The organism is Bacillus luti (assembly GCF_009739945.1).
GTDB lineage: Bacteria > Bacillota > Bacilli > Bacillales > Bacillaceae_G > Bacillus_A > Bacillus_A luti.
Genome location: NZ_CP040336.1, coordinates 4,043,987 through 4,056,318 on the forward strand (window position 1 = coordinate 4,043,987; position 12,332 = coordinate 4,056,318).

Below are 12,332 nucleotides of genomic sequence, written 5' to 3' on the forward strand. Positions count from 1 at the left end.
ACCTCCTAAAAAATAGTTCTATATTATTATACCATTTATATCAAAAACTCCACAAAATTACCTGAAATAGAAGCCCACTACCTTTTTAATACGTATTGATACATGCGCGCTGTATTTGTATTCACACATAAATGAAACCAAGAAAAAACTAGTCCAAATGTAAACCACTCATTTCTCTATAACAAAAAAGGCTTACCTTTCATAATAGGCAAGCCTTTTCAAATTAATTCTCACTTATTCTCTTCTTATACCAATCCTGCATTCTCTCCGCATCTTCTACTCTCGTATGCTCTATTTTATAATTCGATGATGCATTAGAGAACTTATACGTACATAAATCCGCGCGGCGCTGGAAATATGATTGTGTCTTTTCCATTGATTGGACGTGTCTTCTTCTAACAAGCCCTGTATATTTTCCGAGACTGCGATATACAAGCGTAATTTGCTCTCCGTTTACACCGTAACCATTTGTTTTAAATGTTGCGTATCCCAGTATAAAGATGAGGATCGCAAGTGGAATTAATGCCCACATGATGAAGTGCTTTTCAGAGTATATACTTATTCCAATAAGCGGGATTGCTAGCATTGCGAAGAATATAAAACTATCAATTAAGTAACGACGCAATGCTGATTTTGGTAATGAAATAATGTTTGTATTCAGTTCGTATGGTAATTGTAAATGTGCGAGTAACTGTTGTACACGATCTTTTCGAATGATAGGATGCAGTGTAACTTTTTCTTTTTCGTCTCCCAGTCCTTTACTTTGAATGACTTCTACTTGCACAGCGCAATAACCGAATGGCTGACGTAAAATACTTTCTTTTATCGTAATACCTTGAATACGGTGCAATTTTAGGACGAGTTCTTTTTTCTCAAGTAATCCTTGTGAAATGCGGACTTCATCATTTCTTCGATTCACTGTGAAATCCCCATGTTTTAACGCATAACCGATTGTCGATATAATCCATGAAAGGACGATCAAAATGGCTATCATGAAAATCAAGCCATATATATCGTGGTCCATTACATACGACTTTACGCCATTCTCTATCCATTTCGGAATGTACTCATCTACTTGATGATATACGAAAAAGATTAATGAGAATAATAGTCCAAACTGACCAGATGTAACAGAAGCTAATAAAATCTCTTTCCAAGTTAACTTGTATTCTGTCGATTGTTTTTCCTCTGTAACAATTTCTTTGTCTACTGCATGTTCTGCTTCTTCGTCTAACGTTCCTTCTGCTTTCACTTCTGGAGTTGGCTCATTTAACAAAGTAATAAGCTCAGTTGCCTCTTCTACTGTAATACCAGCTAAACTAACTTCTGCATCATCGCCTCCGCCAGCTGTTTCGATTTGAATTTTCTTTAAACCGAGCATTTGATATAGAACGTTAGAACTTGTATTAATTGTTTGGACACGCTCTTTATTTAAGTAGCTCTCCTTCTTCACGAAGAGTCCTTGTTTCACATGTAATACGTTATTTTCAACCCAATATGTTGTGTAATACCATTTTTCAAACGCTGAAAAGATGGTAAGTAAACCAAATCCAGCGGGAATTAAATACCAAAACGGGAATTTTCCGTTTAAGCTAAACATGAAAATAATGAGTGGTATAAAGTCTGTTATTTTTAATTCTAATAACATCGTGATCGGATGCTGCCTCTTATACATCCTCATCACTCACTTTCGCTAATTCTGCGATTTTCGTTTTTAACATTTCTGCTTCATACATCGTTAAACCTGGGATACTATGAGAAGTTGCTGCTGTTGAAATATGTAATTCTGCTAAACCATATTTTCTCATAATTGGCCCTTGTTCAATCGTAACGTGCTGCACACGAATCATCGGTACTAATACGCGCTTTACGACGAAAAGACCGTGCTGAATTTCAAGTTCTTCTTCGTTTAGTTGATAGCTATAATAGCGCTGACGTAGTTTCGGGAATAGGAAGTATGAAAATGGTGCGAACACAACTGTTAGCCCAATCATCACATACAAAATCCACGCCCACCAATCAAACTTTATCATGAGGAAAAGGTAAGCTAAAATGACAAGAATACCGATCCCTTCTTCAATTACAGCACGAACTTTCCACACCTTGATCATGTCAGGGTGAATTTCATTTTTCAATGGATCCATGTAACCACTCCAAATCTAGTAATCTAATATATGAATACTCCCAAATTATATTTTACATAACTTTACAGAAAATTAGTATTTATTCTTCTTTATCTTTCTTCTCTGGAATAAAATAGCCGAACCAAAGTAGCCAAATAAACCCTATTAACTTCATCCAACTTCCATCCGCTTGAAAAGCTTCAATCATACCTGGTATTTTATAAATCCCAATGAATCCAAGAAAACCGAGCCACCAGTTTTTTTGCATTTTCACCTTTATTCCTCCTTCATTACGTTTTTCACATTTTGAATCCAAATTTCTTTATACTTTAAATCGAAGCCTATTAATATGTAATTACTCATGTTATCAATAACGAGCGCTAACGTATGAGCATTTTCTTCTGTTGCATCTTGTGACACAACATCAAGTTCCACACCTTTCTTCAATAAATCGTGGAATCCATTTAAAAACTCCTCTTGTATTTCAAATAAACGTTTCTGATACTTTTCATTTCGCGTCGCACTTACGATAAATTCATTTATAACGCGTAATATACCTTCTTGGCCTTTATACTCAGACAACATTTGTAAACCATCTTCGATTAACTGTTCTGCAAAGTTTTCTTTCGTATATCGTTCTTTATCGAAATAACTGGCGAAATGATAACCAGAAAAAACCTCTTCAAATAAAAAATCCACTAACGCTTCTTTAGAAGGAAAATGATAATAAATAGCCGGTTTTGAAATACCTACCTCTTTCGCAATCATGGAAAGGCTCATCTTCTCAATGCCGTGTTCTGCCATAAGTTTAAATGAAGCTTCTACAATGTTGTGCGATGTTTGTAAATTCTTTGTCATACTGTACCTCACTTATTTTTACTTACCGGTCGGTAAGTAAATTGTAAAATGAAACGGAATGATTTGCAAGGAACTTCTTGATAAAGTGAAACTTTAATCAGTGGGGGTTTTCTTCATTCCCCACTGATTATCAGCCCTCACCAATCGGACTTTTATGGGCACACAAAATAGAAAGCACTAGTTATGTGTAATAGCTAGTGCTTTCTATTTTCAGCATTCTTATACATCATATTTGTTTCATTATTGATCATCCACAATAATATAAGCTGTTCTAATTGGCCCGTGTACACCTACGACAAGGTTCATTTCAATATCAGCGCTATTTGACGGACCAGAAACGAAATTCACACAAGCTGGCAGGTTTTCTCCTGATGTATTTTGGTCATGAATCAGTTTTGTAGCTTGGGTTAATCTTGGTACGATCGTACTTTTAGGAACGATTGCAATATATGACTCTGGAAGAAGACTCACATGTCTTCCTTTTAACCCGTCATTAAATAGTACAACGGTTCCTGATTCTGCCAAAGTCATATCACTGAACGTAATACCAAGGTCAGCAGCTTTCGCAAATGCTACGTCCTCTTCTTTATGATTTAATCCCCATGTGCGAAATTGTGTTGTGCCTTCATTTTTGAAAAATGGAGTAAGACCATATTCATTAAAACGCTCATCATTCGCACACATCGCAGATTTGATATTCCATTCTTGTATAAATGACCCCAATGTTTCAACAAGCTTTTCCTTTGTTGTTCGCTTTACTTCTGTATGAATCACTTCGCAGTGTTCCATTAACTGTAAGACAAGTTCATCTTGCGAAAGTCCTTCAAACACATTCCACTGCGGGGAAACAGACCATTTCGGTTTTTTCACTGCTTCTGGACGTTTCCTACCAAGCTTTTCTGATAATTGGAGCAAAAATTCCTCACGATTTTGGATGGCCATCATCGTTCTCCTTTACGCGTTTTTCAAACCACTCTCGGAACGGTTGTTTTTTCGGAACTGGAAAATCTCTCGCTTCCGTCCATGCTTTTAACGGCCCAATGCCGCGCTCGATTTTATCGCCTTTTGCAAGAGGTTTTAATGCATACGGAGCGCTCTTCGCAGCAAAAGAAAATAATTTAGGACTCCTCACCGCTTTTTCAAAACCTTTCATAGCAACGTTCCAAGCTACAGGTGAGTATTTTTCTTGTACAATGCGGCTCCGATGTTTAATTAATAAGTCGTGTAACGGGATTTTCACTGGGCACGCTTCTGTACAAGCACCACAAAGGCTAGACGCATAAGGTAAATCCTTATATTCATCATATCCCCCTAAAAGCGGTGTCAACACAGCTCCAATTGGCCCTGGATAAATAGAGCCGTATGCATGTCCACCAATATGCCGGTATACAGGACACACGTTAATACATGCGGCGCAACGAATACACTGAAGGACACTTTGGAATTCTGTTCCTACAATATCAGAACGGCCATTATCAACAATGACTAAATGAAATTCCTCCGGTCCATCTGTCCCGCCTGGCTCAGTTAACCCTGTAATATAACTTGTTAATTTTTGTCCTACAGAACTTCGGCATAGAAGTGTTACTAACACATCAAGCTCTTCCCATGTCGGAACAATACGTTCCATCCCCATCACTGTAATTAACGTTTTCGGAAGTGTCGTCGTAAGTCTTGCATTTCCTTCGTTTGCTACGATAGAAATGGATCCAGACTCTGCAACAGCAAAGTTACATCCCGTCACCCCTATATCCGCTGCAAAAAAATCATCACGCAAATACGCTCGTACAAACCTCGCCATTTCCGTAGGGTCAGATGTTCCCGTGTAATTTAACTTTGTTTTAAATATTTCACAAATGTGTTCTTTATCTTTATGAAGGCACGGAACAACAATATGTGACGGCGGATCGTGATCGTTTACTTGTAGAATAAATTCAGCAAGATCTGTTTCTAACACTTCCGCTCCCGCTTCTTCAATTGCTTCATTTAAACTAATCTCTTCCGTTACCATCGATTTTGATTTCACGATTTTTTTTGCATTTTTCTTTTTTACAATCTCTTTTACATATTCCCTTGCATCTTCTGCAGTCTTTGCAAAATAAACAGAACCACCGTTTTTCTCAATATTTTCACTCAATTGATATAAATAATAGTCTAGGTTTTCTAATGTATGCTTTCGAATTTCTTCTCCTAAAGCTCGCCATTCTTCCCAGTTTCCAAGACTCTCAGTAGCTTTTAACTTCTTACCTCTAAGACCATCTTGCGCTTTCCGAACAGCTTGCCGCATAAATGGATCGCCAATGCCTGTTTTCGTACGCTTATGAAAGGGATCATTCCCAATTTTCATTCCCATCTCTATATCCCCCTCTTATTTTCGATCTTCATTTAATACTTGAGCAATATGTTTTACATCAATTGGATAACCATTACGTGTTAAACGTCCTTTTATATTCATTAAGCAGCTACAATCCATTCCAATTAACACTTCCGCACCGGTTTCCATAATATGTTTTACTTTTTCCTCAACCATTTCTTCAGAGATTTCTGGCATCTTTACTGAGAATGTCCCTCCAAATCCGCAGCAATCATAATTATGCGGCAGTGAAACCACTTCCAGTCCCTTTACACATTTTAATAATTTTTGCGGTGGTTCTTTAATCCCCATTAATCGGCTCATATGACAAGACGTATGCACCGTTGCTTTTTTATGAAGCTCCGCACCTAAATCTTCTTTCCCTAATACTTCAACGAGAAATTGTGTGAATTCGTATGTTTTATCAGCAAGTTCAGTAGCTTTTTTCTGCCAGTCTGCTTCACTTTCAGAAAATAAACTAGAAAACTCGTGAACCATCATCGCGCAAGACCCCGACGGTGCTACAACATATTCTGAACTAGCAAAGGCTTCAATCATATGTTTTGCAGCTGTTTTTGTTTCTTTCACATACCCGCTATTATAAGCAGGTTGTCCGCAACAAGTTTGCGTTTTTGGAAAATCAACTTCACACCCTAAATCCTCAAGAATTTCGACGACATCTCTTCCGACTTCTGGATAAAAAACATCTGCCACACACGTGATAAATATTGATACTTTCATATTTTGCACCCCTAAATACAGTAAAGTAAGCTCAAGTAACTTTCTAATCACATCCACTTTATTTGTATATTATTGGTAATAAATTAAAACTTTAATCAGCGCGATTTTACGGCTCACAAATAGCGGAATAAAATAAAAGAAGGCATCCTAAATGTGTAATTTAGGATGCCTTCTTTTTTATACAGCAAATTAATTTCTATTCAGCAATCGCATTCGATAGCAATTCATCGTCACTTCTCCAAGTCGTTGCAATAACTGATAGTTCGCATACGCACCGACCGGGGCACCGATTACTGGGACGAGCTGAAGCATCTTCGCTAAATCGATATAGTCTCGGTACTCTGTTTGGAACTTTTCCCAGTCCATATGATTTTCCTCTTCTGTATCCCACGTTTCAATCACTTTCCATATTTCTTTTCGGTGATCATCACTTGAAAAGGCAAGCTGGAAAACGTGAAGGATAAAAAGTCGTTCTTCTTTGTTACTCGTATCAAATCCATACAATGTTGCAGCATCGAATAAAAATTTAATTTTAATCGTAAGTAAAAGCGGAAAGTCAGCAAGGCCGAGAAGAATACCACCAGCGCCCGTCCCAGCTCCTTCTGCTGCAGCTATTTTTTTGTATTCATCTATTTTTTTACGGACTTCATCGTCACGTCTTTGCAGTGACCAGTTCGTTTCTTTTAGCTTCGGTTTTATGAAGTTTGATCCAGCACTAATTGTTTGCACCATCATCCGAATCGTTTCTGTTAGTACCTTTTGCACTTTCGCGGGCACTAGTTGTTGCACTTTCACCTGCACTTTTTTAGAGAACCGTGTCATCATAGAAGAATCTTTCATGAATGTAGCTTTCCACTGCTCCAATTCTTTTATAACCTTTTCTTCATATGTAATCATAGGTTCATTCCTTTCAATTTAAGCGCTCGATGCGTTTTGCACCGTATTGATAAACGAAACCGATACTAAATACTATGCTTACGATTAGTAAAATTCCCGTCATCATGAAATCTTTCGTCGCTAGTAGAAATACAATTGTAAAGATAATGCTACCAGTAATGAGGATTGCATTTAATAAAGTAAGAAAATCTTTCTTCTTCTCTTCTCCCCTTACTGGATACAAATCAAGCCAAACTTTCATGCGGTGATGTTTCCATAAAGTTAATAGCTGATAACCGATTAAGTATAGGAAGATTAGGCTTACGATAAATCGCCCATATAAAAACGGAATGAAGTACAGAATAACTCCGCCAAGAGCGAGCAAACGCACATATAAACCAAAATAGTTGCCCGAGCGTAAAAACGTTCTCGTATATAAGTATAAATATGTACGCTTTTCGCCGATTATCGAAAGAATGAAATCAAGCCATTTTCTACGGGATACTCGTTCTTTTAATGCTGGTACATCAATGAACATATTCGCAATGCGGTACAGCAGCATCATCTTCTTACCTTCTTCAGAAATTAAATACTCCCAGTTCAGCGGCTTTCCCTTCACCATTTGATGCAGGATCACAAGGTATAACACCATAAGCAGGACGATTCCACCAATAAACATAACGGAAGTACGTTCTACAAGGAAATAAACAAATAAGCCGTTTAAAATGAAACGAATGAACCAATCGGCCCTTTGCACATTTTGATCTGTTAAAAATGATTTTTCCCACGCTACGAATAAATTCCACGCTTTTACAATGACAAACGCAAGTACGAGCCATATGTAGCCAGCACCTGTTTGTTTCATTTGCTGGAAATATAACGGCGCAAGCGCTGCCGCTACAATTGCGATTATGTATAACTGAATCATAAACGTAAAGAGAAATGCCTTTGTGAAGTAAGGTTTTAACTTTTCTTCAACTGGCAGTAAGTAAACGAGGTCTGCTTCTTTCAATAACGTTTGAATCGATCCAGCCGTTAAAACGAGTCCAATTAATACTGCCATCACGAGTGCAGTTGGGAACGAAGGTGTTAACGTTTGTAACCATTGCTGGTAATAATACGCTCCTGCACCGATGATGAAAACAAAAATAAATTTCAAATGATCATTAAATACGTATTTACTATATGTACGAACTTCTTTTAGAAAGTGACGAAATCGTTCTTTCCATAATGCTGTGCTATTCATAATCTTCTTCCTTCGTTAATGCAATGTAAATATCATCTAATGTTGCACCAGGCATATTAAAGTCAGATTGCAGTTCAGATAATGTTCCCTTCGCTCTTACTTCACCTTGATGCAGAATAATGAACGAATCACAATAACGCTCTGCCGTCGCTAAAATATGTGTACTCATTAAAATACCTGCGCCGCTCTTTTTCATTTGATCCATCATTTGAAGAAGCGATTGGATCGCTAACGGATCAAGCCCAACGAACGGTTCGTCTACGATGTAAAGAGATGGCTCCACTAAAAACGCACTCATAATCATTACTTTTTGTTTCATCCCTTTTGAGAAATGAGATGGAAACCATTTTAAACGATTTTTCATACGAAACTCTTGCAATAGTTGCCCTACACGTTCTTCATATTGCTTTTCATCAACACCGTACGCCATCGCTGTTAACTTCAAATGCTCTTCTAACGTTAATTCATCATATAATACCGGTGTTTCCGGAATGAAGGAGAAACTAGAACGGTACGCTGTCATATCATCACGAATTGTTTTCCCATTAATTGCGACAGTTCCTTTTTTCGGTTCCATTAAACCGATAATATGTTTAATCGTCGTACTTTTACCAGCTCCATTTAAACCGATTAAGCCGACAAGTTCGCCTTTATTAACAGAGAACGAAACATCTTTTAGTACAGGTCGTTTCGTATATCCTCCTGTAACATTTTCTACACGCAATAACTCGCTCATACGACACCACTTTCTTCATTTATATTCGTTCTATATTCATCTTACCAAAAATGGCACTGTACTACATAGTATCGATGTCTTAAAAAAAATTTAAATTTCTTCGCATATATTTTTACGAAAGCGGACATCATAATTAAGGAAGAAGGAACACATTGAAAAAGCAACCACCAATTGATGAGTATAACAACATAGTGAAGTCATCATGAAAAGGGGTGTCCATGTTGGACAAAGAAATTTACACATAACCAGATTATTTGTTTCATTTTAGAAACGGGGTGTCTCCGAAAGAGCATATACTGTTTTAAAAAATAAACAATTTCCTTTTATAAAAGATTGCAATTCATTTCACTTGAAAATGGGGTGTCTACGGCAGAAACTTTAGCCGATTTACCGTGCATTTCTTAAATTAAATGGGGTGTCTGCGAAACGTAAATTACGATAATGCTTTTTCAATCCATCTTCAGAAAACAGGAAGCTGAGTCAGCTTCCTGTTTTTCGTGTTTGTTCTATTATGTAATTATGGTAAAATACGGCTAAGGCTACTTGAAAGGATGATATTGATGAATCATACAGCGGATAATTGTATTTTTTGTAAAATTATTGACGGGCAAATCCCTTGCTCAAAAGTATACGAAGATGAGCATGTACTTGCATTTTTAGATATTAGTCAAGTAACAAAAGGACATACACTTGTTATTCCAAAAGTTCACAAACAAGACATATTTGCGTTAACGCCAGAAATCGCATCACACATTTTTGCTGTCGTTCCAAAAATCGCAAATGCAATGAAAGCAGAGTTTAATCCAGTTGGCTTTAACCTACTTAACAATAACGGTGAAAAAGCTGGACAAACTGTGTTCCACTTCCACCTTCATTTAATTCCACGCTACGGTGAAAACGATGGTTTCGGTGCTGTTTGGAAATCACATCAAAATGAATACACTATGGAAAATTTACAAAACATCGCAAGCACAATTGCAAATAGTGTGAAATAGTGACACTATAAGAAGACGTAATACATAACAAGTCTATTCCCCAAAATGGTTACACATTAGCATGACTTGTTTCTTCACAAATGCTCGGGGATGATTGTTTGTGCCTAGCACATATAAGAAAGATATTCATACTTTTTCACATCATGAATACGAACAAAAAATAAGGAGGTCTCCTTTTATGTCAAAAGCTAAATCCTTTATTACAGGTGTTATTTGCGGCGGAGCTGTTGCTGGACTAGCCGTTCTTTTCTCAACTCCTTCTTCTGGTAAAGACATGCGCGGTAAGCTGAAAGAAAAAGGAACTGATATTAAAAAGACTTTAGCTGATATTACAGCTGATACAAAATTATTAAAGCGTCAAATCGTTGAAACGGCTTCAGAAGGTAAAGAAGTATTTCAAGAATTAAAAGACGATATGCAAGACACGCTTTCTAACTGGAAACAAGATATTTCTCAAAACAAGCGCCATATTGAGAAAGAAATTTTAGACATCCAAAAGTCAATTGAGAAACTACAAGAAGCTGTTCCAGAAAAAGCGTAAACAGATTCCTGCTTAGTTTTTTGCATATAACAAATATTTTTTAGATAAATTGACCTTAACACGGCATATCACATAGATATGCCGTGTTTTTATGCATTTACAATATATGTTATCACTTAACATGTACAGACAACACATGTATTCTTGACTCATAAACCGCTTCCATAGTTATGCATGATTTGTATAGAATGTCATTTTGTTAAAAAATTTTCACAATTCTCACAAAAAGACTTTATTAATTTTTATTTTACTGGCATAATAGATAGTAATGAAAAAGAATGTTAAAGTGGGTGAGTAAATGAAAAGTGGAGAAAAAGATTACTCGGTAAAAGAAGCGATGATTTTCAGCCAACGCATTGCTCAATTATCGAAAGCGTTATGGAAATGTGTAGAGAAAGATTGGCAACAGTGGATTAAACCTTACGATTTAAACATTAATGAGCATCACATTTTATCAATTGCTTATCATTTAAAAGGGGCTTCTATTTCTGAGATTGCTAAGTTTGGAGTTATGCACGTATCAACGGCGTTTAACTTCTCGAAAAAGCTGGAAGAACGCGGCTATCTTGTATTCTCGAAAAAAGAAGATGATAAACGAAATACGTACATTGAAATTACAGACAAAGGGGAAGAATTACTACTTCGCTTAATGGAGGAGTATAATCCCGAAAATAATTCCGTGTTTAATGGGGCTCTTGCACTTCGTAATTTTTACGGGAAATTCCCAGAAAATATCGAACTGATTGCAATCCTGCGTAATATTTACGGACAAGAATTTATCGATATTTTTGAGAAATCATTAGAAGATATTGATGAGAACTTTATGGAATCCGATCAGAAGTTAGTTAAGAAGTAATCTATTTATTTATTTTTTCGCAATCATGCTTAGGAATTCATTCATAAGTGGCTTAAATAAACCTTGTTTTGCTAGCGCTTCCGCAGTTTCGTGTACTTCGAGCTGATGTGGAAGCGCTTTTTCAAATTGATCTAACAGCGCATCGAACAATAAAAGCCCTTCTGCTTTCTCCACTACGTATTGTTCGTTCAGTATTTCACAAAGTTGTAGTATACGTTCAATATCTTTTTTACGAGCTTTTTTCTTTATGATCAAAGAATAAAATGGACACTTTTCTTCATCAATCATTTTAAATAGTAGGTCTACGTAGTATTCAGCTTGTTCTAATCTTCTAACAACGTCCATTTTCTCCCTCACTTTCTAACACAAAGTCTTCTATTTCTGAATTTTGTAACACGAACAAAATATCGTGTGATACAATATATATGTATTTTAGCCAAAAGGAGGTCTCGCCTCATGACACTTATAACAGTTGTTTTTGTCGCATTCGCACTTCTTGTTATATTTTACACGAATTTCATGACACATACACTGTGTGAACGAAAACAAATAGCTGCGAGCCGCCAACCCGGTGTCTTTCGGGTTATTAATGTATGTATAACAATTTTATTAATTTCTAGTTATATAGAAATTATATTTCATGGAAAGTGAGGAAGGAAAGCCCCTTCCTCATTTTTTTCCTCTATAAGCAAATTATACCTACTATAACCAATAAAATAAACAGTACAAGTAATAAAATAAGTTGAGAATTCATCCCCATCCCCTCCTCTATTCTGTATATGCGGCATATGCCCAATATGGCACACTTTCAAAATCTGACACGATATGGTTAATTTTTCTTTATCAATATGAAATCGAGTCGAAATATGATATATTAAATTCTGTACATATTGCTTATACTATGAAATAAATGACACGCATCTTAACTTTATCCTCAGCCTCGGTAAGCCCTGTTAAGCGCGCTTTACCAGTATAAGAAGCAAAAGTATCAGTGAGACTTAATCGGG

At 36.6% G+C, this 12,332-nt stretch carries 15 protein-coding genes; 4 read left to right on the forward strand and 11 right to left on the reverse strand.

Translation table 11 applies throughout. From position 1 onward, the window contains the following. Positions 1-223 precede the first annotated feature (223 nt). The 10 genes from EUC40_RS20520 to ecsA all read right to left on the reverse strand — a co-directional run bounded on the left by EUC40_RS20520 (position 224) and on the right by ecsA (position 8,933). Positions 224-1,675 carry a PH domain-containing protein gene (locus tag EUC40_RS20520; protein ID WP_156576415.1) on the reverse strand — a complete coding sequence of 484 codons (1,452 nt, stop codon included), beginning with the start codon at positions 1,673-1,675 and terminating at the stop codon, positions 224-226. Then, entirely contained in the window at positions 1,668-2,144 is a 477-nt protein-coding gene (locus tag EUC40_RS20525) for a PH domain-containing protein (protein WP_071711159.1), read from the reverse strand. Before EUC40_RS20525 ends, EUC40_RS20520 begins: the two co-directional genes overlap by 8 nt. A 79-nt stretch (positions 2,145-2,223) precedes the next feature. Next, positions 2,224-2,397 (reverse strand): hypothetical protein, encoded by a 174-nt coding sequence (locus EUC40_RS27060; protein WP_061676567.1) that lies wholly within the window; start codon positions 2,395-2,397, stop codon positions 2,224-2,226. A 2-nt stretch (positions 2,398-2,399) separates the two neighbouring features. Next, on the reverse strand, positions 2,400-2,981 hold the full coding sequence (locus EUC40_RS20530; protein WP_156576416.1) for a TetR/AcrR family transcriptional regulator: 582 nt from the start codon (positions 2,979-2,981) through the stop codon (positions 2,400-2,402). Between the two features lie 240 nt (positions 2,982-3,221). Beyond that, positions 3,222-3,923: a LutC/YkgG family protein gene (locus tag EUC40_RS20535; RefSeq protein ID WP_156576417.1), complete on the reverse strand. Its 702-nt coding sequence runs from the start codon at positions 3,921-3,923 to the stop codon at positions 3,222-3,224. Further along, positions 3,904-5,334, reverse strand: coding sequence for a LutB/LldF family L-lactate oxidation iron-sulfur protein (locus tag EUC40_RS20540; protein WP_156576418.1), 1,431 nt, complete (start codon positions 5,332-5,334; stop codon positions 3,904-3,906). The genes EUC40_RS20535 and EUC40_RS20540 overlap by 20 nt, the downstream gene beginning before the upstream one ends. Before the next feature lie 15 nt (positions 5,335-5,349). Continuing rightward, positions 5,350-6,075, reverse strand: coding sequence for a (Fe-S)-binding protein (locus EUC40_RS20545; RefSeq protein WP_000868616.1), 726 nt, complete (start codon positions 6,073-6,075; stop codon positions 5,350-5,352). Between the two features lie 189 nt (positions 6,076-6,264). Next, positions 6,265-6,972, reverse strand: a complete 708-nt coding sequence (ecsC, locus tag EUC40_RS20550) for an ecs operon protein EcsC (protein WP_071711165.1) — start codon at positions 6,970-6,972, stop codon at positions 6,265-6,267. A gap of 13 nt (positions 6,973-6,985) precedes the next feature. Continuing rightward, complete coding sequence (gene ecsB, locus EUC40_RS20555; RefSeq protein WP_156576419.1) at positions 6,986-8,197, reverse strand: ABC transporter permease EcsB; 1,212 nt, start codon at positions 8,195-8,197, stop codon at positions 6,986-6,988. Further along, positions 8,190-8,933 carry an ABC transporter ATP-binding protein EcsA gene (ecsA, locus tag EUC40_RS20560; RefSeq protein ID WP_001292594.1) on the reverse strand — a complete coding sequence of 248 codons (744 nt, stop codon included), beginning with the start codon at positions 8,931-8,933 and terminating at the stop codon, positions 8,190-8,192. Before ecsA ends, ecsB begins: the two co-directional genes overlap by 8 nt. A 560-nt stretch (positions 8,934-9,493) precedes the next feature. On the opposite strand from ecsA, the gene EUC40_RS20565 reads away from it, so the two are divergent. The 3 genes from EUC40_RS20565 (at position 9,494) to EUC40_RS20575 (ending at position 11,325) form a co-directional block, all read left to right on the forward strand. Beyond that, positions 9,494-9,928, forward strand: coding sequence for an HIT family protein (locus EUC40_RS20565; protein ID WP_001016832.1), 435 nt, complete (start codon positions 9,494-9,496; stop codon positions 9,926-9,928). 178 nt (positions 9,929-10,106) lie between these two features. Then, complete coding sequence (locus EUC40_RS20570) at positions 10,107-10,469, forward strand: YtxH domain-containing protein (protein ID WP_071711168.1); 363 nt, start codon at positions 10,107-10,109, stop codon at positions 10,467-10,469. A gap of 298 nt (positions 10,470-10,767) precedes the next feature. Continuing rightward, on the forward strand, positions 10,768-11,325 hold the full coding sequence (locus EUC40_RS20575) for an HTH-type transcriptional regulator Hpr (RefSeq protein ID WP_000834923.1): 558 nt from the start codon (positions 10,768-10,770) through the stop codon (positions 11,323-11,325). 9 nt (positions 11,326-11,334) lie between these two features. Here the strand turns inward: EUC40_RS20575 and EUC40_RS20580 are convergent, their stop codons facing one another. Beyond that, positions 11,335-11,670, reverse strand: a complete 336-nt coding sequence (locus tag EUC40_RS20580) for a DUF1878 family protein (RefSeq protein ID WP_071711169.1) — start codon at positions 11,668-11,670, stop codon at positions 11,335-11,337. Between the two features lie 111 nt (positions 11,671-11,781). Here EUC40_RS20580 and EUC40_RS20585 point away from each other — a divergent pair, with 111 nt between their 5' ends. Then, positions 11,782-11,976 (forward strand): hypothetical protein, encoded by a 195-nt coding sequence (locus tag EUC40_RS20585; protein WP_000172690.1) that lies wholly within the window; start codon positions 11,782-11,784, stop codon positions 11,974-11,976. The last annotated feature ends 356 nt before the right edge of the window (positions 11,977-12,332 follow it).